Genomic DNA, 25,193 nt, shown 5'->3' on the forward strand with positions numbered 1-25,193 from the left:
ATGATGAGGCGACTTTGAACAAAAGTACGCCAATTTTCGGTGGCCTGATGGGCGTCGGCGATTTGCTTGCGCGAAACGCGCGAGTCTCAGGTAACAAGCTCGGCCTCGTGTTCGGGAATACGCGCCTGACTTGGTTCGATGTAAACGCGCGTTGTTGCCGATTTGCCAATGAATTGCGCAAGCTAGGCGTGAAGCGTGGCGATTGCGTGGGGATCTACGCGCGCAATAGTCATCAATGGGTCGAGGCGTCTTTCGCGTTGGCCAAGCTTGGCGCTATCACGGTGACGGTGAACAACCGCCTGTCGCCACCTGAGGTCGCCTACATTCTCGAAAACTCCGGCGCAACCGGACTCATCGTCGCCAAGTCCGAACTGGCGAACGCGAAACTTGCGCTGGCCAGTGTGCCATCGTGCTCCTTGCTGATCGGAATCGAGACCGGCGGCGCAGCCGAACTCGACTATGAAACGCTGGTGGCTCAAGGCGACGCAGATGAACCGATACTTGATGCACCACTCGTCTACGACGATCCATCATTGCTTCTCTACACTAGCGGTACCACCGGCTTCCCAAAAGGAGCCACGTACACGCACGGAAGCACGCTGGTTGGCATGTTCATTCACGTACACGCTATTGGCAGTCGCGGAACACACCGTGTAATGCTCCCGTCGCCACTTTATTCTGCCGCAGGCACTGCAGGTATCTATTGTGCGGTTTATGTGGGCTCGACGAGCGTGATTGTCAACTTCGACGCTGAGCATGCGCTCGAGACGCTCGCTCGTGAACGAATCACGTTTACCAACCTTGTTCCTACGACGATACAGCGACTTCTTGCACGCGAGGACTTTGATCATTTCGACCTTAGTGCGCTCGATACAATGCTCTACGGAGGCTCACCTATTCCAGTGCAGGTACTGCGCGACGCCAAGCGCCGGCTGCCGCAGTGCCGCTTTCGTCAGACATTCGCGTCGACTGAAACTGGTACCGCAGGCACAGTGCTAGAACCGGCCGACCACGAACTGGCACTCAATGATCCCGCCTTTGAACATCGTTTGCTCTCCTGTGGCAAACCACAGGTCAACGTCGAAGTATCAATTTTCGATGGACTGGGCCGGCCTGTGCCACCCGGCACGGTGGGCGAGATTGGCGTGCGTACAGAGGCCAATATCGCTGGTTTCTGGAACAACCCGGAGGCCACGGCCGAATCCATCCGCAATGGCTGGGTGCTCACAGGCGATTTGGCTCGCATGGATCAGGACGGGTACGTCTACCTGGTCGACCGCAAGAAGGATCTGATTGTTACCGGCGCGTTTAACGTCTATCCGTCCGAGGTCGAACGCGTACTGCAAGACCATCCTGCGGTTTATGAGATCGCTGTGATCAGTGTGCCCTCTGCCGAATGGGGAGAGGCCATCAAGGCGGTAATAGTGCTCAAACCGGGGCAGAACACCTCGGCAGAGGAAATTATCAACTGGTGCGATGGGCGCATCGCAGGCTACAAGAAACCGAAGTCAGTCGATTTTGCCTCCACGCTGCCGCGCAATGCCACGGGAAAGGTACTGCATCGCCAGTTGCGCGAGCCGTATTGGAAAGACCAGGCCCGCAAAATTGGATGATTGCGCCAGGTATCACTACCGATTCGTCCAACGTCAACTTTTAACAGGAGATCAGATATGACATTTCAAAACCTCTTCATTGAACATGACCGCTCCGCCGCGGAACGGCTTTGGGTTGAGCAGGAAATCGCGGAGCAAAGCGCGCGTTATAAGGGGATTGTCAAAGCGATGGAAGACCTCGCTCCGACACGTGACCGTTGGTACGCGGAGTTCCTGGACCGCATCCAGACGCGCGGCTTCAACACCGACGGCGATTCCCGCACGAAGATAAAGCTGTCTGACATTCCGGTTAAGCCAAGTGGGCCTCACAAAGTCGTTTACTGATACGCAGCGAGCACCTCGAAATTTTCTAAGGAGAGCAATATATGGCACGTCCTCACATTGAACCGTTCTGCGACCGCGACGTTCCGTTCAAGAAAATGACAATGAAAGGATTCGGGAGCGGCATGCAATACAAGATGCTGAGCCTGGATACCGACACTGGGGCTTGCAGCATGACCGTCCAACTAGACGGCGGCTACAAGCAATTGCCAGGCTTCAGTTGGTCCGAGCTTGAACTTCTGGTCGTTGAAGGTGAATTACAGTTGGGAAACAAAAAGGTGGGCAAGGGTCACTATGTCTTCTTCCCGGCCGGTTACGCGCAGCCTGCAATATCGACGGAGAAAGGCTGTCTTTTGCTGATGATGTATAACACGGGCGAGCCGAGCCTTGTCGAGTCAGATACAAATCATCCCCTTTGCCGCACCGACCGATTCCACCAGACGGACTCGTACAACGACATTCCTTGGGCGATGGGCAACATCGCCAAGCCCAGTGTTGCGACGGGTTGCTTGGTCAAGCTACTGAACTTCAACGACCGCACCCATGCACTGACCTTCTTGTACTGCATGACGCCTCACTTTTGGCAGGACAACATTTCTTACCACGACTGCGCCGAGGAGTCGTATCACCTTTGGGGTGATTCTTGGATGATGCAGTTTGGCACCGTTCCCACGGGTGGCTACTTCTGGCGTCCAGCCTACATAAACCATGGCGCGTTCGCCAGCGAACAGGGTTGCATTGCGCTTGGCCGGGTGGACTCCAAATTATTCAACTACTTCCACTACAACCCATGGAGCACAGTTGAAGAGAACCAGATTCGTGCCGCTGCAAAACTCGCGCAGCGCGACCCCGAGCTGTACAAGTGGATCATTCAGTTCGGCCACAATCATCCGCATGGGCCGGAAGATTTCGAGCAGACAATGCCACGCGTTGGAGGCTCGCACGAGTCATTGGAACCTGATCCACGCAAAGGGTACACGCACAGTCATGGCGACAGCGGCCATCACCACCATAGTGACGGTCACAGCCATGAACACTGAAACCAGAGGCCTCGGGTAAGTACGCATCAGAACGATGCGGCCTACCAATATCGAGAACATGCCGCCATTCTGCGACGTGCCAACACCTGAAAATTAGAGCGCGATAATATGGAAATTCATGAAATAAACGTCTTAAAGTGGCTCCACATCATTGCCATGGTGTACTGGCTAGGCGGGGAATGGGGGGTTTTTCAGACCTCTTACAACGTAATAAATCGAAAGTTGTCGATGGACGAGCGCCGCCGCCATATGGAGGCGGCATACCGCATCGACATCCTGGCGCGCACCGGCATCATCATGCTGCTGCCGCTGGGGCTACATATGGGGTTTCTTTGGGGCCTCCAGCCGCTCGGCGGCGTCTGGCTAACGGGCATGTGGGTGCTATTTGCCGGCTGGGTGTTCTTGTGCTGGGCGGCGTTCTACTATCGCGAAACAAATACGGGCTTGCGCCTCACCAAGATCGATGAGGCAATCCGATTCGTGGTAATACCGGTGCTGCTCATCAGTGCGATCACGTCGCTGCTGGGCTACGGCCCGTTTGGCGCAGCAAAGTGGTATTCGGCGAAGATATTGACTTATTCGTTGACACTGGTCATCGGCCTGAAATTGCGCTTCATCATGCGCGAATGGACAGTGATGTTCCGCGTACTGGCGCAAGGCCCGTCGCCCGAGGTTGAAGCTTCGCTGGAGCGCTCCATCCAGTTTGGCCGCAGCATTGCCTACCTGTACTGGATCCTCATTTTGACAACCGCGTTCTTTGGTGCGACCAAGCCGTTCTAGGGAAATGAGCTTACATATGAACCCGGCGGCGACGCCAACCCGCAGTCCAGGGCGAGCAGCTGATACCAGCCGCATTGCCATCGAGGAATTGATTCCGTTGACGCTTATGCGAAAGGTCATGAATCTGCTGGTCTTCAAGAGCTCGCTTCAAGGTCGCCGCGCCACCGCAAAGGCAGTCGGATTGTTCTACCGACTGGCTTACGTTTTGCGACCTGCGCGGCCCGCGAAACGACTCGAGTTGAGTAGCCCTGTTTTTGGATTCCATGCAGACCACAAACGGCAAGATAAGCCACTCGTCGACCGAGAAGGTAGCGATTAGCGACCGAATATTTCGTCTGGGCGATATTACTCTCGTAACAAGGATTTTCTTCGAGAGATCGTGTCGCAATTCCGTCAGCGTGTCCCAATCACGTCACCCGCGTTTTTCCCCAATAGATCGGCAGTTAATAGAGGCTAACCATGAAGCACAAAACAATCAGCGGCGCGATCCGCTACACCAGCACCAAGCCCGAAAGGCTGGGCCAGGAACGTGGGCGAGAATACTTTTATATCACCGACCAGGCTGACGGCGTACGTGTAATTCATGCCCATTGTGAAATTGACGACGAGCCAAACGTAATCCGCGATGTAGTCCTTGCACTTGATCCCGAGTGGAATCCCATCGACTGCTCGGTGCGCCTGACCGTGGGCGACAAGTACGAAGGCACGGGCCTGATGCACTTCACGTCTGAGTACGCAGAATGTCAAACTGTCAACCGGCGCAACGGTCGCATCTCACAGCGCATCGAAGTGCCTGACCGCGTGCGCTGGCTGGGGGCGCATCCCATTTGCGGCGACTCACTGTGTCTGCGAATGTACGATCTCACCCAAGGCCCCGGAAAGCAATATTATCCGAATCTGATGCTCACCTCACCCGATCATCGCGGGGCCACGGGGCCAATGCTGTTCAGCTTGGGATTCGGACTGGAGTTCGTCGGCAAGGAGCAAATTACCGTGGCGGCAGGAACATTTGATGCGCTGCATTTTCGCTACGTGGATACCGCAGGTCAGATGCCCGAGGAGCATCCGCCTTACGATGTCTGGTGTACAGCTGATGCCGACTACCTCTTTCTCAAGGGCGGCGTCGGAGGCTACATGCAAACCTACTACGAATTAACCGAGTTAGTGCACCGCAGCTAGAGCAGAGCCATGCCCGCCGACTTGATTTTTGAAAGACCTGTCACTGACCCAGTGACGGCTCACGCCTTCGCCGAATTTGGCGCACAGCAATTCTGGGAGTCGCCACAACAGGCTGGGATAGTGGAACAGCGCGAAAACGCCGAGATATTTAACATGAAGGTGGTTTAAGCGTGGGGGCTCCATGACGGAAGAGAAGACCGCGAACGTTTCGCTCCATCCAGTACCCGCGCCGTATCTGGCGCTCGCACTGCAGTCGGCGTGTTACGCAGTTAACCTTTGTCCGGACAGCGACTCGGCGCGCGTAGCCATGCAGCGCAACATAGACCGTGTGTATCGTCAAATCGTTGCGAGCCGTGCGTTCATTGGTCCGGGTCTACGGCTGGTGGTAGCACCCGAGTATTTTCTGACGGGCTACCCACTTGGCGATACCCTGCCCGGCTGGGCCGAAAAAGCCGCGCTCGCGCCCGACGGTCCCGAGTACCGCATCCTAGGCGAGATGTGCAAGAACCTCGGTCTGTACTTTTCAGGCAATGCCTATGAGACCGACGCGCATTTCCCCGGCCTGTACTTCCAGACTAGCTTCATCATCGACGATGCGGGTCGGCTTGTGCTGCGCTATCGGCGGCTGGTTTCGATGTACGCGCCGACACCGCACGATGTGTGGGACCGCTACCTCGATATCTATGGTCTCGACGGTGTCTTCCCGGTTGCAGACACGCCGCTCGGTCGTTTGGCCTGCATCGCCTCGGAGGAGATTCTCTATCCAGAGATCGCCCGCACACTGGCGCTACGGGGGGCGGAGGTGTTTCTGCATTCGTCAAGTGAAGTCTGCAGCCCTCGCCTGACACCCAAAGACATAGCCAAGCGCGCCCGCGCCTACGAGAACTGTGCTTATGTGGTGTCTGCCAATACTGGTGGCATGCGTGATGTCGATTTTCCCGAAAGCTCTGCCGACGGGCTATCGAAAATCATCGACTGCAAGGGCGAGGTATTAGCTGAAGCCGGCACTGGTGAGTCAATGGTCGCCAACGCCTATATAGATATAACTACGTTGCGACGCCATCGGCGCACGCCCGGCATGGCCAACATGCTCGCACGCCAGCGGCTTGAGCTATTTGCGGCTACCTATGCTGAATCGGTGCATCCGCCCAACACCATGCTTGACGAAAATGGGAGGCCTTTTGTGCCAGAGCGAGCTCAATTTGCGGCCACTCAACTTCGCACCATCGAGAAACTTATCGCCAACGGAGTGCTCGGATATGAGTGAAAAAACGACGCTGCCGACTCGCAACCCACGTACCGGGCAAATTGACTATCAGATGCCGGTTTTCAGTGCGGCTCATGTTGCCGCGGTCGCCAATGCGATGCGTCTGGCACAGCCCAAATGGCAAGCCCTTTCCGTTGAACAACGGTTAACCGCATTGGCACGATTGGCCGATGCATTCGCGGTCGAGAGCGACGCGTTAGTGGAGGCCCTTACGGCCGATACTGGACGCCGGCACGAGTCGGTGCTCGAGGTACAGGGTATGCTCGGCACCATTCGGCGCTGGCAGGCCGACGCTCCCGCGCTTCTGGCAGTCGAGACACCTAGGCGCGCGGCGGCCCCCAATGTCATTATCGAGCAACACAAAAGACCGTTCCCGTTGGCTGGCATCATCAGCCCCTGGAATTTTCCACTGATATTGTCGCTGATTGACGCGATCCCGGCGCTGGCCGTGGGCTGCGCGGTCCTAATCAAGCCGTCTGAGGCGACGCCGCGATTCGTTCCGGTGGTCGAACGAGCGATCGCCCAAGTACCCGAACTCGTGGCGGTGTTGCGGTTCGTGACCGGTGCTGGACCCACTGGCGAGGCGCTGGTTCGCAACAGTGATCTGATCTGCTTCACGGGAAGCGTGCGCACTGGCCGGCGCGTCGGTCAGCTCGCGGCAGAGGTCTTTGTTCCGGTGCACCTGGAACTCGGTGGTAAGGATGCAGCCATCGTTTGCGCTGACGCTGACATCGCCCACGCGGCACGCGCTTTGGCATGGGGAAGCATGGTCAATGCTGGACAGACTTGTATGTCGATCGAACGATGCTATGTGCATCACAGCATTCACGAACGATTCGTCCAAGCCTTGACGGCTGAAGTGGGAGCGCTGCGACACTGCTATCCGAATATCGATCAAGGGCAGATCGGTCCAATCATTGCCGCCGTGCAGGTGCCCATCGTCAAGCGTCATCTCGAAGATGCCTTTGCCAAGGGCGCCATCGCCGTCACCGGCGGCAAATTGCTCGAACTCGGTGGCGGTGTCTGGTGCGAACCGACTGTGCTCATAAATGTCACGCACGAGATGGCAATCCTCAACGAGGAAACCTTCGCTGCCATCCTTCCCGTGATGCCATTCGACGACGAAGAGGATGCCATTCGCCAAGCCAATGCGACTGTTTATGGCTTGTCGGCTTGCGTGTTCTCGCGCGACATCGAACGCGCGAAGCGTATCGCCTCACGCATTGATGCCGGCGCAATTTCGATCAACGACGCCGCGTTAACGGGTATGGTGCACGATGCTGCCAAGCAGTCATTCAAATTTTCGGGCCTGGGCGGTTCGCGCATGGGAAAGCCAAGCATGCAACGTTTTTATCGCCAGCAGGCTTATTTGATCAACGATGGGACGGCCTCACCTTGGTGGTTCCCGCCCCGCCCAATTCGGCCCATCGATGGCTGATGTCGGCACGCCAAACCTTGACCACAAGAGGAAACGAAATGGAACTATCAAATAGAACCGCGCGCGAAATCTGGACGGAGGTTAAGGCCAACCCGAATCGCGCACGCTTCGGATATGGCAAAAAAGCGGTGTTGGTCAATATCGACTTTCAATACGCCTACACCCGTCCTGAGGAGTTCAAGACCGCATACGAGACGGATCCGCGCCAAATTGAGTACGTGAACGAACTCGCGAAGCGATTCCGGGAGCTGGGCTGGCCGGTGGTATGGACTCATGTTGCCTACGCCGAATCGGCTGAAGACGCCGGTGTCTGGGGCACGCGCACCAACACAGTCGACTCGCTCCAAAATATCAAGCATGGTTCGCGTCGTGCTGAACTGGATGAACGCTGTGACGTTAAACGCGGGAGTGATCTCGTCTATTGCAAGCGCATGCCTTCTCCATTCTTCGAAACTCCACTGCCGTCCCTGTTGGTTTGGCACCAGTGCGATACGGTCGTGATTACCGGTGGCTCGACCTCTGGCTGCGTGCGCGCAGCGGCGGTCGATTCGCTCTCTCGCGGATATCGTACGATCATTCCGGAGCAATGCGTCGCAGATAAGCACGAGAGCTACCACTTCGCTAACCTGACCGACTTGATGCTTAAATACGCTGACGTGGTGAGCGTAACCGACACCTTCAATTGGCTTGATACGAACATCAATGCCCGCACAAAGTGAACCTGTCGGGAGCAATAGCATGAGAGAAGACACGGGCTACTACGAGTATTGGCCATACTGCGACAGGCCGAAGATCCGCTGGCCCAACGATGCGCGCGTCGCCTTTTGGGTGGCCCCAAATATCGAGTTCTACGAAATTGACCCGCCAAAGAACCCACAACGCGCACCATGGCCGCATCCCACCCCTTCGGTGCCCGGTTATTCGATCCGCGACTGGGGAAACCGCGTCGGTCACGTAAGGCAAATGAAACTACTCGACAAGTATAAAATCCGCGGCTCGATCTCGCTTTCCACGGCGCTGTGCACGCATCACCCCGAAATTATCGCCCTGTGCAGGGAGCGTGATTGGGAGTTCTTCACTCACGGAATCTACAACACGCGCTACACCTACGGCATGTCCGAAGCACAGGAGCGCGCGATGATCCTTGAGTCGATGGAGGTGATCGAGAGGCACACCGGTCGTAAACCGGCGGGATATCTGGCGCCCGCTTTGTCGCACAGCGAAGTCACGCTTGACCTGTTCGCCGAGCTAGGCGGCCTCTACACCTGTGACCTGTTCCATGACGACCAGCCGACGCCCGTGCACGTGCGCGGCGGACAGCGATTCGTCTCGGTGCCATATTCGCTCGAGCTCAACGACACCATCGCTTACGTAGTCAATAAGATCGAGCCGCGCCGCTATGGGCAGATGATCAAAGACAGTTTTGACCGGTTGTACGCGGAAGGCGCTGAGTCGGGCACCGTGATGTGCGTCCCAACACATAACTACCAGGTCAGCTGCCCGCACCGGCTTAAGGCATTTGAAGATGCGCTGGAATATATCACTGGCCACTCCGACGTGTGGCTCGCTACTGGTCGCGAAATTGCCGAACACTATGTGGCTAACGGGTACGACCAAAGTGAAGTTGCCATCGCGGTCGCAAACTCTTCGAAGAACAAGCGAGGCTGAACATGGTACTCGATCAAACCTTCATGGAGTATCCGATGCGTCGCTATGGCATGGACCACGACCGCTACGAATGGTCTATGCTCACCACCCGCAAGCCAGTTGTCTGGCCGGACGAAAAGAAGCTCGCGCTATGGGTCAACGTGAGCCTTCAGCACTTTCCAATGAATCCAACGAGCAAGCTGGTCAAGCTGCCGGGCTCGATGACGATGCCCTATCCGGATCTGCGGCACTATACGCTGCGCGACTATGGTAATCGAGTCGGCATCTACCGCTTCCTGAATGCTTTCGATCGCTACGGCATCAAACCGACGTTTGCGATCAATGCGCACCTCGCCGAGCGCTATCCGGCGCTTCTGGGCGCGGTGGTCGAACGAGGCGACGAAATCATCGGCCATTCTTGGAGCATGGATACCCCTCATGTGGGCGGCCTGGCCAAAACGGACGAAGCCGAATTGGTTCAGCGCGCGCTTGATCGACTGCGCGCGCTGACCGGTAGTGATATCCGTGGCTGGCTGAGTCCGGGCAAGCTCGAAAGTGAACACACTCCGGATCTACTCAAGGCCAACGGTATCGAGTACTTTTGCGACTGGGTCAACGACGACATGCCGTATCGCTTCCATACAAAGCATGGGGACTTGTGGGCAATGCCGCTTTCCACGGAGATCGAAGATCGCTTCGTTATCATGGAGAACCTGCATTCGGAGGCCGACTGGGCCATACAGGCGATGGATGCCTGCGACATGCTCTTGGCTGAGGCGCGCGAGCAGGGTGGACGAATCCTTTCTCTGTCGATCCACCCGTGGGTGCTCGGGCAGCCTCATCGCATTCGACATTTGGAGTCGGTCCTCGAGTATGTGATGTCGAAGTCCGAGGTGTGGAGTGTCGGCGCCGGTGAATTGCTCGATTCGTTCATCAACCAGCCGTGAGCACGTGTCTGTGCTAAATTCAATTGTCGACCGCGAATTCCGCCGCATGTCGGGCCACGATTCCGCCGCATGCGGGTCCACGACTCCGGCTGATGCCGGGCCATTGAGGAGTGGGATAACCCTGCTACCGTCCCACCCATTTCGGGGAGGCGACGGTGGAGCAAGAAAGGTTATCCATGCGTAAGATTTCGGAAGTCCTGAGGCTCAAGTACGAGCTTCATCTCGCGGAACGCGCGATTGCCGCCGCGTGCGACAGTTCCCGGTCCACGGCGCAAGACATTCTCAAAGTAAGCGTCATGTCGTGGCCGTCTTGACGACGGGCACTATTTTAAGCCCCATTGATTCCACGCCATGCGCAGCAGTGCGGCGTTGGCAGCGTGGCGGTCGAAGCGATTCGGATCGAAGTCTTCCCCGGCCCAACGCATGAACGAGATCACTTCCTCATCGCGCGGATGTGTTTTTTGCAGGTTCAGGAATTCCTGATACTGATAGCTGCCGCCTGAATCTTCTGGCGGACAGGCACCTGCACCGTCTTCCACGCCGGCCGCGCCATAGGGCTTATCCAGTTTTTTTACCTGATCCACGATGATCCGATGGACCCAACTGTCGCCAAAGTCGTAGAGATATTCGAATTGGAGGTTGAGCGTCAGAAGGCTCTTGAGCGGAACGCCACGTTCATCGATCGAAGGCATGCCCGGGTCGTCGTCGGGATGCGGCACGGAATAGGTCACGCCCTGGATATCGAACTGATGCAAATGCGAATCCGTCCAGCCCATTGCAGCCTGCAGGATATGGTGCAATTGCCCCAGCGACATTTGGCTTTCAACCCAGATCGTGCGCCTGACCACCGGCTCAATGTCGGCCAGTTGCACGTGCAGTCGATACCGGTAATGCGCGCTTTTTGATTGACGGCGTGTCGCCATTTGCGTTCCTGATCGTCTGGGGACCCAGAGTCTACCGATGGCCGCAGAATTTGTCAGTACTCGTAAGTGCGATCGGCGCCAGGTCGATTGATCTCGTCGACCCGTTGTCCGCTGGCCCTGGCGGTAGCGATGGCCGTCTCGAGCCGCAACAGGATAGCGGCCAGCGATTCGTTGGCCTTGCAGCGGAGCATCGCCAGGGTCTTGTTGCCATCATGGGCCACGGCGGCACGCCGGATCGGCTGCATCGTGCCGATCATGATCTGCCCGCCACCGTGGATCAGTGCCTCGATATGCGTGTGGCCGGCAATCGTCACCGCGTGCGCCGAGGCCGTCGGCAGGCCGGCTACGCTGCCTCGCGCAGATTTTCGCTTCGAACCAGGTCCAGACGCCATGGCAGCAACTCATCAATCCGGTTGATCGGGTGATCAGCGATGCGTTCGAACACCGCACGCAGATAGGCAAAGGGCTCGATATCGTTCAGGCGCGCGGTGCCGATCAGCGTATAGATCGCCGCCGCACTCTCACCGCCCCGGTCGGAGCCTTGAAACAGATAATTCTTCCGGCCCATCACCAGCGGACGGATCGCCCGCTCGGCGGTGTTGTTGTCGATCTCAATGGCACCATCGTCGCAGAAGCGCGTCAGCGCGACCCAGCGCACCAGCGCGTAATGGATCGCCTTGGCCAATCCGGACTTGGCCGACAGTTGCAGCAGTACGCCCTCGAGCCAAGTCCGCAGGTCGGCGGCAAGCGGCACCGAGCGTTCCTGGCGCACCGCACGCCGCTCGGCCGGCAACTGGCCGCGGAGGGCGCGCTCGATGGCGTACAGTTGCCCGATTCGGCGAATCGCCTCAGTCGCAATCGGCGATGGCGCCAACTGCAGAAGGTCGTAGAACTTCCGGCGAACGTGCGCCCAGCAAGCCGCCTCAATGATCCGGCCATCCGCATACAACGCCTCGTAGCCGCTATAACCATCGGCCTGCAGAATTCCCGCATACCCTTGCAAATGCAGTCGAGGTCGCTCGCCTTTGCGGTCCGGCGAGTAGCAATACCAGACCGCCGGCGGCTCCCGGTTGCCGGCCGGCCGGTCATCGCGGACGTAAGTCCAGAGCCGCGCGGTCCGGGTCTTGCCGCGCCCCGGCTCGAGCACCGGGACTGGGGTGTCATCGGTGTGGATCTTGCCGGCTTGCAACACATACCGGCGGATGGCGTTGGCCAGAGGATGAAGCAGAGTGGCCGCCTCGCCCACCCAGGCCGCCAGGGTGGCGCGGTCGAGTTCCACCCCCGAGCGGCGATAGATGCCTGCCTGGCGATAGAGCGGACAGTGGTCGGCATACTTGGCGACCACCACTTGGGCCAGCAGGCCGGGGCCCGCCATGCCGCGCGCAATCGGCCGCGACGGGGCGGGTTGCTGAACCACCTTAGCGCAGTGTCCACAGGCGAGCTTCGGACGTACATGTCGGATCACCTTGAAGAAGCTCGGCAGGAAGTCGAGTACTTCGGAGACGTCTTCGCCCAACGGGCGCATTGGCTTGCCGCAGTCCGGGCAGTCACAGCTTGACGGCGCATGCACCACGGTTTCGCGCGGCAGGTGGGCCGGAAACTGGCGGGCTTTGCGGCGAAACGCAAGAACCTTCTGCTCGTCCACGGGAGCGTCTTCGGTCGAATCGTTCAGCGGGACGGTCGCGGCTTGCTCGTCCGGTGCCGGCGCCGCGGCCGGCAACGGCAGATCGCCCAGCGCCAGTTGCAACTGCCCCATCAGTTCGCTCATGCGTTCCGACTTGCGTCCGTATTGCCAGCGTTTGAGTCGGGCAATTTCAGCCATCAATCGGGCGATCATCTCGTCGCGCGAGGCCAGCAGCTGTTTGAGGGTCGCGACGTCGTCGGGGAGTGTGCCGTTTGTTGTTGTTGGTTGACTGGCGTCCATTAGCGCCAAGTATATCACACTCATGCACATGGGTATGCCTTTTTGCGCATTTCCCGGCGAAAAAGTTACGCCGCTCGACTCGGTTGCCAGGTCCGTTCCGGTCGTCGCCAATCGATGCCTTCGAGCAACATCGAGAGCTGTGCGGCGGACAGGCAGACGCTACCCGATGTGGCCTGTGGCCAGATAAAGCGGCCGCGCTCGAGCCGCTTGGCGTAGAGGTTCATGCCGTCGCCGCTCCACCACAGCAGCTTGACCAGGTCGCCGCGCTTGCCGCGGAAGATGAAGACGTGACCGGAGAACGGATTGTCTGCAAGCGCGCTTTGCACCAGGGCCGCCAGGCCGTCCATGCCGCGCCGCAAGTCGGTCACCCCCGCCGCGAGCCAGATGCGGGTGCTGGTTGGCAGGCCGATCATCGGGCTTTGCCCAGGCAATCGAGGACCAGGCGTAGTTGCGCCGCATCGACGGCGCCGCGCAGTCGTATGGTCGCACCGGCAATGTCGATTTCGATGTGCGCCGAGGCCGCGTCAATCACCGCGCGTTTGTTTGAATGCGCTTCCCGGCGCGGCCGGACTTCGCCTGGGGCGTGGATCGTCACCGGCAGCAGCACTGGATGATCCGGGCTGGTGCCACCCAACTGGCCGGCGCGATAGTGACGACGCCATTTGAACAGCAAGTTGGTATTGATGCCGTGTTCTTGCGCAAGCTTGGCGACCGAAATATCCGGCGAGCATGCCGCCGCCGCCAACTTCCGCTTGAACTCGCGCGGGTAGTTAGGCCGGCCCTTCCGGCTTGATACCCTGCCTCTCATTGACGCCACTTTGGTCCCCACCACTATTTGGTGGGGACCACTTTGGACAATTATCTACTCAGTGTCCATGCGGCCTTGGCATGACGCTTACTTCTCAAACGCTGCCGGGGCGCCCAAGTCACCTGGCCGCTACCGGGAGAACTCGACAAAGGCAATCAATGCCACTTGCCTTGCGGTTACGCAGGTTGAATTCGTCACCCAGACCACCTACGCCGGGGTCGAACTTACGCACTCCCGCTCTCATGGCAGCCGACACATTGCCAATGCAACCCGCGGGCATCATGAAAGTGGGCCGATAGCCATCGCGCACCAAACTCCCTAATACGCTCAATCATCAGATGCTTACTTGAGCAGGTGTTAACGGTGGGCGGCGTGTAGTCCTACATCCTGCCCGAGTTTAATTTGGCCAAGATAGAGACTTTCTTCGCTGAGATCAAACTGTACCGGAGTGCTATCGGCTAAACCCAAGCTCACTGCCAGTTCATACCCACCGCTTTGCTTTTCCAGCTTATCGATCTTGAATTCGCCGAATATATCCGTGGTGGCTCGCGAGATCTCACTGCCATTGTGGCTCAGCACCACGTCGGCGCCTTCGGCACACTCCTCGACGCCATCGACATCGATCGTCACCGAACCGGCCACGAAACATTTGGTAACCAGGTGCAAGCTCTTGTAATACACGCGTGGTTTCGTACCAAGGTCCGGTTGCAATACCTCCAGGCCCTGTTCCTCTGCTAGGCGCCGCATTTCTGCGTCTTCGACCTTGATCGATTCAAACACGTCAAGTGGGCAAACTTGCTCTATCCGGGTCTTTTCCCACCCCTGATCCAGCAGGTGTGCATCGAAAATCCAGGCCTGAGGAATGTGCTTCTCCTCGTTCCAGTAAATTGCACCATAGGGACAGGCGTCAACAATCTGTTTCTGCCCTTTGGATTTTACCGGATCGATAATGACGATCCCGTCATCACGTTTCCTGACGGCATCGTCTCTGGCACTTTGGATACAGGGTGCGTTATCGCAATGATTGCACATCACCGGAAAAAAATTCGCTTCGACGATTGGCCAGCTACCGCGCTCCTGTTTCTGAACATCTACCCAGCGATGCCCTGTCAGAGGTTGCGGCGCAGCATAATCTGGAAATTCGTTCCCAATGTGCTCGTCTTTTGTAGCCAGAAAACAGTTACGGCAGTTATCACAGCGAGAAACATCGACGATCATGTTCCATTTCTTGGCCATCACTTCACCTCCGAACGATGCCAGGTATCGACACCGGACCATTTTTCAAACTGAATCAGTGTTGTATTTGGCGCCATACCGCTGGTCTGCTTCGTCAAAGGCTTGCTGGGACATAGCATATTGATGCACCCCCCCAGATCAGTTGAGTTGCCCGGCTCACCCGCTGGCCTGTATTGGGCAGAAGATGCAGGTGCACTAACAACTCCCGGTCTCAGGCGAGCCGTTACTTGCGCTGCACATACCACCGAGCCCCGGTTATTCCAAAGGCGAATCAGGTCATCATTCTCAATTCCTCGCTGCTCTGCATCCTGCCGGCTAACTCTGGCTACCAGATAATAGTGGCCGTCGAACAAGACACGGTGGTCTTTGATGTCCATTACGGTGCTGCCTCGATCGTCACCCATTAGATGAAATGTGTATCGTGAATGTGGCGACAGCAACTGCAAAGGATATTCTTTCAGTCGTTCATCTGTACTCGAATCCTCATAGGTCGGCATGTACTTGTTTAATGGAGGCCGCTCCGGGTCATCAATTCTGCCAAGCGTCTCAGGAATAAACTCGTATTTACCCGAAGGAGTTTGCAGGCCGCAACCAAAATTATTCACATATTCCGACGGAAGTGGATAGGGTTCCGGTACATCCTTGGGCCGGCCTTCGTAGAACCACCGGAGGGCAGTGGGGGTTCGTGCGGATTCCGCAGGAGCAGGAACGACAAAATAACCTTTTCTCAGGAATTTTTTCCAGGAAATATGTTTGGACAAATCGGACGAATCAAAGACGCGCTTACACCAGTCAAGCTCCGAGTTGCCGCCTTCCGAATAGAGTGCCCCCATACCCATGCGTTGCATCAATGCAAGAAAGATTTCGTAATCGGATTTGGACTCGCCCAAGGGTTCAATGCATTTATGCTGCATTGAAATGACGCGGTGGTTTACCATCTGATACATATGATGCACATAACCGGCGCCTACGTTGTAATACTCACCTATATCCCAGCGTTCAAATGTGGTGCACGCGGGCAAAATAATATCCGCAAAACGCGTCTCCCCTTCGTTCCAGATCGACTGGTTTACCACGAATGGCAAATTCTCCGATTGATACATTTTTACCCAGCGATTTGAGTCCATCGTCGTTCCCAATGAGGAACTCCCGTATCGATATATCATCTCGATTTTTGCGTGTCCGGGTGATGGATAACCGAACTTGAAGAATTGCCCTTGTACCGAGGTGATATCCGTTAGGTAGCCTAGCGCTTTCCCATTTAAGATCGCCTCGGGCAATTGCATGCGGTGAATGCTCTGTCTGACGGAATTCATTGTCACGATATGCGGCATGCGCTGATAGTTATTGGCCGCATTTGCACTGTACTGGAGTTCTCCAGACATGCTGCCTTCAGCATATCCAGGGAAATAGAAAGTAAAGTCCAGGGGCGCCCCGAACTGCAGATTGCCGAAATTGACGCCCGGCTGCCCGAATCCCTGCATTGCGCCAAGGATAGTCATCATCCTTGCCCACTGTGCACCCATTGGCGAGCGACAGGCACCGCCCACTCCGCAACCCCAGCCGCCTACGCCGAGATAGGTTTTCTTGCGCCCCCACTCCCTGGCCAGCGCCCTGACCTCCCGCGCGGGGACACCGGTTTCTGCTTCTTGCCACTCAGGTGTCCTCGGGGTTCCGTCCGTCTTCCCAAGAACATAATCCTTCCATTCATCGAATCCGGTTGTTCGGCTTTCTACAAATTTTTTGTCATACAGATTCTCCGTTATCCAGATGTAGCAAAGTGCCTGAGCAAGTGCCGCATCAGTGCCTGGCTTGGGCGCTATCCATTTTCCTCCAAGCAGCGCAGCAGTATGGTTGAGGTATGGATCAATATGAACCATCTTGATGCCAAGCTGTTTGGCCCATTCACGTCTTCTGGTCCCTTCGTAGCCATAGGTCGCGTCGGGATCGCTGGACCAAAAAACCATCATTTCCGCTTCTTTCAAGCAGTCTTCAACCGTGCCGTAGGACTCTGGCACGCCGAGACGCATGCTGTTGCCCCAGTGATGCATCGCGCCCCAGTACCAACCCTCCCAACTGTCGGGGTTATTGTGAACCCGGCTACATCCAATGAGATTGAAGAATCGGTTAAAGGCGCTCAGATAATGACCGAGGTTTCCCCACTGATGATGCCCACCGTGGTAAACCAGAACTGCTCCAGGGCCTTTGCGCTTGGCGCGTTGTATTTCTTTGGCAACGATATCCAGTGCTTCATCCCATGAGATACGCTCAAATTCGGAAACTCCGCGATTCTGAATATTTCGCTCGCCATTCGGATCAAAATCTACCCTCTTCATCGGATACAAAAGACGGTCTTTTGAATAGACCATGGATTTTTGCGCCATCCCGTGGGCGGCCAACGTCGTGTGACGAGGAGGCGTAAATGTCCTACCCCTCGCTTTTATGGACCATGAAGGTGCATCTTCCTCGTCAAACTCGACAGGGGTGATTCTCAAAATCTTGCCGTCCTTGACATAGACAAACAATGGCCCTCCGTTCGTGCCGCTTGTATATCGCACGACACCATCGCCAATGTCGGTCCCGCTCTTCCATCCAAGCGTTTGCATGCGGTTAAGCGTGGCCATAAACCATACTGCCAATTCATCCGAACCTTCTAAGCAGACTTTGAAATTTTTCGCCGCGTCAATCCGCACCAATTGGTTGAAAGGCGGCGTCAAAAACTCTTCCGCGACGGCCCTGTTCTGAAAAATGATGGACAAATCCGGATTTTCGCAAATACCCCCGTTCGATTTTACTTTTCCATTTTCAAATCTTACCCAGCGACCGTCCGAGTTATCCTTTAATTTGAATTGCGCGGTGATATTTTTTTGCTTCAGACGCTCCGCGAATTCGGGGTAAAAGCGTGCAGCAACTTTTAGCGCTTGCACCATCCCAAAAAGTATGATTGAAGATTTCATACAAACCTCTCAGTTCATTTGTCGGCGTCTGTCGTGAATGCCGTTGCATACGTATGTTGCTTGGTTTAGGCTTTATCTATTGTTTATCTCTTGTGCGCGGCGCGCCGCAACGGCCACGATGGGCATCAAACACCGTGCGGATGTCAGCGTGCAGGCGATCACTTTCGCGGTCGCGCGTTGAAGGTTTTGTGATTCGTCAGGTGTGGAAACCCAATTGGGTGGCGTATAGCACCCGGCAAACGATCGACAATGTGTAGGTCACGAGTTCAACTGGCATAAACGCGTACTTCACGAACTCTCTTTGGCAAAGTACACTGCCGCTTTTTCGGCTGTTCACGTCCATCTTGACACGGGAAAGCTCGGCCCGTAGACGAGTGATTTCGGCCTGTTCCGGACGGACCGCGCGTCGACCTGCCGCCTCCGTCAAACGCCCCCTTTGTATTGCTTCTCCCACTTCTGAATTGGCCTGGGCAACACATCGAATTTGCGTCCGCATGCAGCTCGTGAAAGACTCTCTGCTTTCTTGTTCCGCGCGACCTCGTGCCTTGAATTCCAGCGTAAGCACGCGCCGCTTCAACTGCTCTTTCTTGATGCCTTCCAGTGGGTTTTTGCTTCTTGCCTGCTCTCATGATTTCGCTTTCGTTAAGTACTCAACGAAAGGCCCATTGGGTCATTACTAACCTACCCACGGAACATGTTGTACATATTAAGTCCGATAGCTGCATTGACGATCAACCCTAACCAAATCAGGTACACCCAGGGCAGGCATTTTCGTAGCGAGGCTGTGATTGCGTGATTGATAGCGTCCGATGGCCCGTTTCTTACCAATTCTGAAAACGCTGGTGAAAAAGGCGCCAGCTTGACTCTTATCATTAATCCGGAAGCGACAAGCGCCGCCATAATCAGGAGCTTCAACCCTATCCAACTGAATCTTACGATCTCACCGGTAGCAAAACCATATAGCGCCACCGCGACCATGCCGACGATTAGTACGACGCGAAAGCCCATGTCGAACTGTGCCAGTTTGTTGGCGGATGACATGCCAGCCTGCCGATGCACCGCAAACACCAGCCAAAGCCAGAACAAACTTACCAGATAGACGAGAGTTACAGTCCATTTTGGAATCGACAGACTTGTATCCAGATATCCCAGATGTATTCCCAAAGCAAATATTATCGGCATACAAATTCGCGGCGCCATATCAACGCCCGCCATTATTTTTAGCGCTGTTACTCGTGCGTCCACAGTGAGAGTTGGATTTCGCACAAACCGTGACGCGTAGTATGTTCCGAGGTCACCCCCAAGCCAGTAGACGAAGAACAGTAAATGCAGAAAATTTAGAGAATCATAAAATATCATCGTCATAACCTGTTCATTTGGTTTCAATGATCGCCAAATAGATACGCAGGCGCTCTACCAACTCTTACAAGGGTTTTGAAACTTTGTGCATCAAGGTTGCCAAGAAAGGAATATCGGCAAGCAGCACACGGACCCTGTCGGCTCCCTCTTCCCATGAGGATCTCTGGCTTGGTCTCGCGATGCACTGCACGTCTCTTGCATAGATAGTGGCCCGACTTGGACCTTACTCAAATGGAAATAAATTCGGTGCTAACTTTTCTCGGGACGAATAGTTTCAATAAGTTGAAATTACCTCCAGCGGTAACAGCAAATTACATGCCACGATCAATTGAGCTTGCTGGAACTCAAGTGGGGCAATATTCCATCCTATGCACGTACTTTGGAACAGTTGGAACGTCAAACTGGAACAACTGGTGTTTCAGATGGCCGCTGGCGAAGCATGGATTTCTTGGCTTTACCGCACTGGCAATCCCTGTCGGACTCACTATTGCCCCAGCGGCACAATGGGCCTGCTTCTTGCTGCTGGGTTGTCTAGACGCGTGAAGCACTCGGTGGCGTGGTGCTGGCTGTCGATGACGAGACTGGTGCCGCGCGCTTACGCTTTGTTCCCGGCGCACGGCTCAACAATCTCGCTGGAACCGTGTTCGGCGGCTACGTCGCCGCCATGATCGACGACGCCGCCGGCATCGCGACCTGGTTCGGCGGCGGAAAGCGGCACTTCGCCACCGCGCAGATGTCCGTCAGTTTCCTGCGCGCCGCCAAGGCGGATGAGGCATTGATCGCTGACGTGCGCGTCAACTACATTGGCACGCGCCATGCATTCGTTGAGGTCAGGATCAGTCGCGAACGCGACGGGGACGCGCTCGCAATCGACACGGTTGTTCAGACTTTCATTGGGGTTCCAAAGTCCGATTGACCGCGGCTCGTGGATACAACTATTGCGCGGGCAGACCAGTCACTTTCTGAAATCTATATTTGACCTCTATTTTGGTTGTGCGGTGGCCGTACCAGCGGGCACACCAAGAATCTGATTGAGTTCGATTTTGTTGCCGTCGGCGTCCCGCACGGCGCTAAACATCACGGGAATCACGACGCCATCGGGCGACGGGTATTCGACTCGCTTGGGCTGAGTCTCCACGCGAATATTCGGTGTGGCTTCAATCTTGGCCCATCGAGTGCTAAGGTCCGCGACATTGAAAACCATGATCATCTGCCCTACTCCTCCGTTGGAGAGGATTGGCGCGGGTGCGGATGGCTGGTCCAGACGCTGCATCAGTCCGAGGGCGCCGATGAAAGTGTCGTTGGCCCGTAGCAACACCAGCCGGATTGTCGGCGGTCGCGCCTTGCCATCGCTCTCGGTACCACCACCGATCAATTGGTCGTAGATCATCTTCAGGCCCAACGCGTCGCGATATAGCGGCAGCGACTTGTCTATGTCGCGCACCACAAGCGTGGTTCGCCGGATGTCCACCGGAATCTGTTCCACCAGCGGGACCGGTTCGGCGCTGGCCACACGATTGAAGAGCGCAACAACGATCAGCGCGACACAGCTTGAGGCCTTCGAAAGGGCATTCATCATCATGAGTCCTTAAAGAAAAAACAGATCAGTGAGCGAAATATCTGCGACGGCAGCCAAGCCAATAGCCAATTGAGTTTGCGATCCCGTCGATCGTCGCGACTGACGGGGTGGCGGCACGTGAACCTGTTCGTGCAACCGTATCTCAATTGTTACCGGCTATCGAAATGCACACCTGAATTCATCATGTGGTTTCCTGCATTCGCTCCAGTTGTATCAAATACTGTCGACGAATCGCCGGGATTAGCAAAAGCGGAACAATGCCGTGACAACTGGAATGGCTGATACCGCAAGGTGCAACTGAGCCTCTCCGAATACGCGAGTTGATAGCCAACCAACGGATGTGGGCCCGAGGCCAAGGCCCGCGGTACTGATGACCCATGTAGTAAAGCGCCACCACCTGTCCGCGAATCGACGAGGGCGTGATATCAAGAAGTGAAATGATCCCCGTCGCGGATACCGTGGCGATGCCGACGGTACTGAGACCTAGCAGGATGAATGCGGTCAAGGGTGAAGGCATCTGAAGTGCAAGGCCCGAGCTAGCCAGCATCAGTACAAAGCCAATTGAGAGCAAGCGAAATGGTGCGTCACTCTGACCAGCCTTCCGCCAACGGTCACACGCGACGCCAATACCGACTACCGTCGCCGGGCCGATGGCAAGGGTCATAAAGCCATTGACGAGCGCATAATCTTTCGCCTCCCACGCAAACTTACGGGCAAACGCGCTTGGCAGAAATCCATGGCTATAGGCGATGATAGTCATAACGCAGATCATCGCGATCAAACCAATAAACGCGCCGGCGTTGCGCTTAACATAGCCGAGACTATCCGCGAAACCTGAACGGGCGAGTACAGCATCAGCACTGGGGCCCTGGCGAGGGGGTTCAGTGACGAACAAGAACCCGAGCGAGATCACAAGACCCGGCAGACCCACGACAATGAAAGCGAACTGCCAAGGCTTGACTGCGCCGATCAGCGGCAGGACGATGCCTTCTGAAGTCTTGGCCCATGTGAGCACCACTGCCCCTATCAATGAGGCAATTCCCGCGCCCAAAGAAAGAGCAGTCGAATAAACCGCAACTGGCTTGCCGCGCCGTTCTGGGGGAAAACTGTCACCGATCATCGACATAGCACATGGGTTCAGCGTTGCCTCCCCAATGCCAACGCTCATACGCGCGGCAAACAGATGCCAGAAGCCACGCGCCAACCCCGACGCAGCAGTTGCCAGCGACCAGAGGGCCACACCTGCCGCGACAATCCACGTCCGCCGCTTGCGGTCGGCAAGCCATCCCAAGGGTAATCCCATGGTGGCGTAGAACAATGCAAAGGCGGGACCAATCAGGTATCCGATCTGCTCATCGGTCAAGTGAATGTCCGCCTTGATCGGCTCGATTAGCAGACCGAGAATATAGCGATCAACGAACGAAAAAACATAGGCAATAGTGAGAAGCGTCACCATCGTCCACGCGGCGCGAGGCGCGGGCCATTGGTTTGTTTTCACTATACAATCCCGGTGATCTTGTAAATGACAACCAAATTGTCGTCGAAATCGACAATCCCGATCTCGCGACCCTTGCGGCCATCCTTGGTAATCAGGACTTCCTCGTCATAGATCTGAAGCCCGAGCGCGCGGGCACCCGCTATCACACTATCCACATCTTTAATCTCAAGCACAATCGCGGAACGTCGCGGGTGTGGCAGGGCAACGAGCTCGACACCGGTGATCTCGGTTAGCGCCATGACCCGCTCTTGGCTTGCAGTGGAAAGCACGCAAAACCTCATCGCCGCGTCGCGTGGAATGTCGAACACAGGATAGGAATAGCTCGCGGGATTGTGCGGCAGGACAAACGTCACGTCAAAGCCCAACACATCGCGGTAAAACGTCAATGCACGATCAAGACTGGCCACAATGTAATTGCCTCGCTGAAACCGAACACCGCTCATAACCATGCCCCTGGCTCGCCACGGACGTCACAGATGGCCGCGCCGCGGTTGAGTCCCGCGTAAAGCCGAGCGAGTGCTTTGGGCATGTTTTCGAACCCGATTGTCACATCATGCTTGGGCTTAAGAGCCCCATCGTGAATCCAGCCAGCGAGTTCTGCCATCACGGCCTCCCATCTGTGAACATGGTTGTAGACAAAAAATCCCTGCATACGCGCCTCTTTGCTTCGCAACCGCGTGTAGTTGGTGACACCGAATGGTATTTCGCGAGCGTATTCGGAGATTGAGCCGCACAGTACGATCCTCGCGTGCATCGCAAGGCGGTCGAGGACGGTCGCGAGGGTCTCGCCGCCAACATTGTCAAAATAACAATCTATGCCATTGGGACACAACGCGTCGAGCCGCTTGGCCAGATCATCGGCCTTGTAATCAATTGCCGCAGTACAACCCTGCCGTTGTATCAACGCGCATTTTTCAGGGCCACCCGCGATACCGATTACTTGGCACCCAGCGATATTCGCAGCAAGTTGGCTGACGATGGACCCGACCCCGCCCGCCGCACCAGACAACACCAGTGTCTCACCGCGCTGCGGTTCGCCACATGCAAAAAGCCCCGCATGGGCAGAAAGGCCAGTCATCCCCAGCGTCTTACATGAAAACATCGCCGGCAGACCCACATTGGGTACCCGAAACATTTTTTCTGCGGGTGTCATCGCGGACGCTTTGAATGACTGCCAACCGATTTGCCCCTGTACCACTTCTCCTTCTCGCCACTCGGGATGCCGCGACTTCACAATTTGCGCAACTCCGCGCCCGTGGATCACATCACCCGGCTTCAAAACGGTTTCTCCCGCTGCGCCTGTTCCCTGCATGTACATGCGCATCACGGGCGCTAGACCGAGATAGCGTGTCTTAAGTAGCACTTCACCTGGCGCAGGTTCGGGTATGGCTCCCTCGACCCACGCGAAGTCATCAGGACTGAGTGCGCCACCAGGCTGTCGCGAAACTCGCCACTGAAAATTACTGTCGTCATTGATCACCTTGCCGCGAGCCAAGGCATCAAAACCGTTGAGGTAACTCACGCGACGATCTGATTCACTTCGAAAAAATAGCCGTCAAGATCGAAGAAACTAGCCCCAACCAGCGCCTTGGGCTTCCCGTTCTCTCCCGTGACCATCCAATCATGCGGCTCACAATGGACGTAGGATCCTGCGGCCCGCGCCCGTTCGGTCGTCAAGCGGCAGTCTTGTGCTGCGACCACGAAGATTGGCGCGCCAAACGCGACTCGCGTTGGGATTTCGGCAGGCATATCTTGTTTGGGATCAATCCATTCAAGCAGGCCGATCATTCCGATTACGTCATCCGCTGCCTTCATGATAACGAGGCGCGTTTTATCACCTTTTTTTCAGGCTGCAAGCTGAGTACCCGAAAGTGTGAATGGAACATACATCCAGCGGGTCATCCCAAACACGGTCTCATACCAACGCGCCGCAGCATCGGCGTCGCGGACCATCAGCGTCGTACGTTTAACGATATCAACCATTGATCTTTGGTGCCTCAATCACCAATACCTGACAATCAGCGACGCTCGCGCGCAGCTTTTTTGCCTCTTGATATTCAGTCGAATTCCAGAAAGCGAGAATTGTCGCCTTATCGGGCCATTCGGAAATGACCATTGATGCGCCATCACCAAACGAGCCCTCGAGCAGTTCAGCGCCCGGCCCTCTAAGCACATATCTTCCACCAAACTTTTCTACGAGAGCACCGGCAACGACGCCATATCCAGCAATAAAGGCGTCGCGATCCTTTATTTTGGCGGTAACGATCATGTAGGCAGGCACTTGTTGATCTCCTTCAATGCAATGTTTTCGTATGACGGAACATGTCTGGATGAAATTCACAGTGACCAACAAGTTGGGGCGGGAAAGGGCAGATCATCCACTCGGCACCTCCAATACGCGCAAGAGAACTTTGATCCTGAAACCTTTTCGTTGTGCACCCAACGAAAGCGAAACTGATCAAATCAGACAAGAAGAATAGCGTACTCGAAGACGTCATGAAAGAGCAAATGAAGCGGCACGTATTTACCCTCGAATTCAAGGCCGCCGTGGTTCGTCACAAGAAAGCCGAGAACATCAGCTCTTCCGAATGCGGATACCGGTTTGATGTGTTGCCGATCTGGATGTGCGTCAGGAAGAGCGTCTTGAAGGCTGCGCGCTGCGCTAGCTCAAGGTGAG

Annotated in this window: 29 protein-coding genes; 14 read left to right on the forward strand and 15 right to left on the reverse strand. The window is 56.0% G+C overall.

Annotated elements, in window-relative coordinates:
* Window positions 1–14: 14 nt before the first annotated feature.
* The 12 genes from IPP88_13585 (at window position 15) to IPP88_13640 (ending at window position 10,546) form a co-directional block, all read left to right on the forward strand.
* Complete coding sequence (locus IPP88_13585) at window positions 15–1,613, forward strand: AMP-binding protein (GenBank protein MBL0123705.1); 1,599 nt, start codon at window positions 15–17, stop codon at window positions 1,611–1,613.
* Between the two features lie 57 nt (window positions 1,614–1,670).
* Window positions 1,671–1,937, forward strand: a complete 267-nt coding sequence (locus tag IPP88_13590) for a hypothetical protein (GenBank protein MBL0123706.1) — start codon at window positions 1,671–1,673, stop codon at window positions 1,935–1,937.
* A 41-nt stretch (window positions 1,938–1,978) separates the two neighbouring features.
* Window positions 1,979–2,974: a DUF4437 domain-containing protein gene (locus IPP88_13595; protein MBL0123707.1), complete on the forward strand. Its 996-nt coding sequence runs from the start codon at window positions 1,979–1,981 to the stop codon at window positions 2,972–2,974.
* A 108-nt stretch (window positions 2,975–3,082) separates the two neighbouring features.
* Window positions 3,083–3,754, forward strand: coding sequence for a hypothetical protein (locus IPP88_13600; GenBank protein ID MBL0123708.1), 672 nt, complete (start codon window positions 3,083–3,085; stop codon window positions 3,752–3,754).
* Between the two features lie 459 nt (window positions 3,755–4,213).
* Window positions 4,214–4,933 carry a hypothetical protein gene (locus tag IPP88_13605; protein ID MBL0123709.1) on the forward strand — a complete coding sequence of 240 codons (720 nt, stop codon included), beginning with the start codon at window positions 4,214–4,216 and terminating at the stop codon, window positions 4,931–4,933.
* Window positions 4,934–4,942: 9 nt separating this feature from the next.
* A complete protein-coding gene (locus tag IPP88_13610; protein ID MBL0123710.1) occupies window positions 4,943–5,101 on the forward strand; it encodes a hypothetical protein in 159 nt (52 codons plus the stop codon).
* Between the two features lie 13 nt (window positions 5,102–5,114).
* On the forward strand, window positions 5,115–6,200 hold the full coding sequence (locus IPP88_13615; GenBank protein ID MBL0123711.1) for a nitrilase: 1,086 nt from the start codon (window positions 5,115–5,117) through the stop codon (window positions 6,198–6,200).
* On the forward strand, window positions 6,193–7,638 hold the full coding sequence (locus IPP88_13620) for an aldehyde dehydrogenase family protein (protein MBL0123712.1): 1,446 nt from the start codon (window positions 6,193–6,195) through the stop codon (window positions 7,636–7,638). The genes IPP88_13615 and IPP88_13620 overlap by 8 nt, the downstream gene beginning before the upstream one ends.
* A 38-nt stretch (window positions 7,639–7,676) precedes the next feature.
* Window positions 7,677–8,357 (forward strand): isochorismatase family protein, encoded by a 681-nt coding sequence (locus IPP88_13625; protein ID MBL0123713.1) that lies wholly within the window; start codon window positions 7,677–7,679, stop codon window positions 8,355–8,357.
* 19 nt (window positions 8,358–8,376) lie between these two features.
* On the forward strand, window positions 8,377–9,306 hold the full coding sequence (locus IPP88_13630; protein MBL0123714.1) for a polysaccharide deacetylase family protein: 930 nt from the start codon (window positions 8,377–8,379) through the stop codon (window positions 9,304–9,306).
* Between the two features lie 2 nt (window positions 9,307–9,308).
* Window positions 9,309–10,232, forward strand: a complete 924-nt coding sequence (locus tag IPP88_13635) for a polysaccharide deacetylase family protein (GenBank protein ID MBL0123715.1) — start codon at window positions 9,309–9,311, stop codon at window positions 10,230–10,232.
* A gap of 176 nt (window positions 10,233–10,408) precedes the next feature.
* On the forward strand, window positions 10,409–10,546 hold the full coding sequence (locus IPP88_13640; protein ID MBL0123716.1) for a hypothetical protein: 138 nt from the start codon (window positions 10,409–10,411) through the stop codon (window positions 10,544–10,546).
* Window positions 10,547–10,555: 9 nt separating this feature from the next.
* Here IPP88_13640 and IPP88_13645 read toward each other — a convergent pair whose 3' ends face one another.
* The 8 genes from IPP88_13645 to IPP88_13680 all read right to left on the reverse strand — a co-directional run bounded on the left by IPP88_13645 (window position 10,556) and on the right by IPP88_13680 (window position 19,445).
* Window positions 10,556–11,155 (reverse strand): plasmid pRiA4b ORF-3 family protein, encoded by a 600-nt coding sequence (locus tag IPP88_13645; GenBank protein MBL0123717.1) that lies wholly within the window; start codon window positions 11,153–11,155, stop codon window positions 10,556–10,558.
* Window positions 11,156–11,208: 53 nt separating this feature from the next.
* Entirely contained in the window at window positions 11,209–11,547 is a 339-nt protein-coding gene (locus IPP88_13650) for a hypothetical protein (GenBank protein ID MBL0123718.1), read from the reverse strand.
* Window positions 11,499–13,079 (reverse strand): IS66 family transposase, encoded by a 1,581-nt coding sequence (locus tag IPP88_13655; protein MBL0123719.1) that lies wholly within the window; start codon window positions 13,077–13,079, stop codon window positions 11,499–11,501. Before IPP88_13655 ends, IPP88_13650 begins: the two co-directional genes overlap by 49 nt.
* Window positions 13,080–13,144: 65 nt before the next feature.
* Window positions 13,145–13,492: an IS66 family insertion sequence element accessory protein TnpB gene (gene tnpB, locus IPP88_13660; protein MBL0123720.1), complete on the reverse strand. Its 348-nt coding sequence runs from the start codon at window positions 13,490–13,492 to the stop codon at window positions 13,145–13,147.
* Window positions 13,489–13,887, reverse strand: coding sequence for a transposase (locus IPP88_13665; protein MBL0123721.1), 399 nt, complete (start codon window positions 13,885–13,887; stop codon window positions 13,489–13,491). The genes tnpB and IPP88_13665 overlap by 4 nt, the downstream gene beginning before the upstream one ends.
* A gap of 357 nt (window positions 13,888–14,244) precedes the next feature.
* Window positions 14,245–15,123 (reverse strand): oxidoreductase, encoded by an 879-nt coding sequence (locus IPP88_13670; GenBank protein MBL0123722.1) that lies wholly within the window; start codon window positions 15,121–15,123, stop codon window positions 14,245–14,247.
* Window positions 15,123–18,080 (reverse strand): molybdopterin-dependent oxidoreductase, encoded by a 2,958-nt coding sequence (locus IPP88_13675; GenBank protein ID MBL0123723.1) that lies wholly within the window; start codon window positions 18,078–18,080, stop codon window positions 15,123–15,125. Before IPP88_13675 ends, IPP88_13670 begins: the two co-directional genes overlap by 1 nt.
* 681 nt (window positions 18,081–18,761) lie before the next feature.
* Window positions 18,762–19,445 carry a hypothetical protein gene (locus IPP88_13680; GenBank protein ID MBL0123724.1) on the reverse strand — a complete coding sequence of 228 codons (684 nt, stop codon included), beginning with the start codon at window positions 19,443–19,445 and terminating at the stop codon, window positions 18,762–18,764.
* A 553-nt stretch (window positions 19,446–19,998) separates the two neighbouring features.
* Between IPP88_13680 and IPP88_13685 the strand changes: the two genes are divergently transcribed.
* Window positions 19,999–20,355: a PaaI family thioesterase gene (locus IPP88_13685; GenBank protein ID MBL0123725.1), complete on the forward strand. Its 357-nt coding sequence runs from the start codon at window positions 19,999–20,001 to the stop codon at window positions 20,353–20,355.
* Window positions 20,356–20,421: 66 nt separating this feature from the next.
* Here IPP88_13685 and IPP88_13690 read toward each other — a convergent pair whose 3' ends face one another.
* The 7 genes from IPP88_13690 to IPP88_13720 all read right to left on the reverse strand — a co-directional run bounded on the left by IPP88_13690 (window position 20,422) and on the right by IPP88_13720 (window position 24,797).
* Complete coding sequence (locus IPP88_13690; GenBank protein MBL0123726.1) at window positions 20,422–21,015, reverse strand: VOC family protein; 594 nt, start codon at window positions 21,013–21,015, stop codon at window positions 20,422–20,424.
* Between the two features lie 184 nt (window positions 21,016–21,199).
* Window positions 21,200–22,474, reverse strand: a complete 1,275-nt coding sequence (locus tag IPP88_13695) for an MFS transporter (protein MBL0123727.1) — start codon at window positions 22,472–22,474, stop codon at window positions 21,200–21,202.
* Between the two features lie 41 nt (window positions 22,475–22,515).
* Window positions 22,516–22,923: a VOC family protein gene (locus IPP88_13700; GenBank protein MBL0123728.1), complete on the reverse strand. Its 408-nt coding sequence runs from the start codon at window positions 22,921–22,923 to the stop codon at window positions 22,516–22,518.
* A 32-nt stretch (window positions 22,924–22,955) separates the two neighbouring features.
* Window positions 22,956–24,038, reverse strand: coding sequence for an NADP-dependent oxidoreductase (locus IPP88_13705; GenBank protein ID MBL0123729.1), 1,083 nt, complete (start codon window positions 24,036–24,038; stop codon window positions 22,956–22,958).
* On the reverse strand, window positions 24,035–24,304 hold the full coding sequence (locus IPP88_13710; protein ID MBL0123730.1) for a hypothetical protein: 270 nt from the start codon (window positions 24,302–24,304) through the stop codon (window positions 24,035–24,037). Before IPP88_13710 ends, IPP88_13705 begins: the two co-directional genes overlap by 4 nt.
* 57 nt (window positions 24,305–24,361) lie before the next feature.
* Entirely contained in the window at window positions 24,362–24,499 is a 138-nt protein-coding gene (locus tag IPP88_13715; GenBank protein MBL0123731.1) for a VOC family protein, read from the reverse strand.
* The gene (locus IPP88_13720) at window positions 24,492–24,797 is read right to left on the reverse strand and encodes a DUF1330 domain-containing protein (protein MBL0123732.1); all 306 of its coding nucleotides are present in this window, start codon (window positions 24,795–24,797) and stop codon (window positions 24,492–24,494) included. Before IPP88_13720 ends, IPP88_13715 begins: the two co-directional genes overlap by 8 nt.
* Window positions 24,798–24,949: 152 nt before the next feature.
* Here IPP88_13720 and IPP88_13725 point away from each other — a divergent pair, with 152 nt between their 5' ends.
* The gene (locus IPP88_13725; protein MBL0123733.1) at window positions 24,950–25,192 is read left to right on the forward strand and encodes a hypothetical protein; all 243 of its coding nucleotides are present in this window, start codon (window positions 24,950–24,952) and stop codon (window positions 25,190–25,192) included.
* The last annotated feature ends 1 nt before the right edge of the window (window position 25,193 follow it).

Source organism: Betaproteobacteria bacterium (assembly GCA_016720925.1).
Classification (GTDB): Bacteria; Pseudomonadota; Gammaproteobacteria; order Burkholderiales; family Usitatibacteraceae; genus UKL13-2.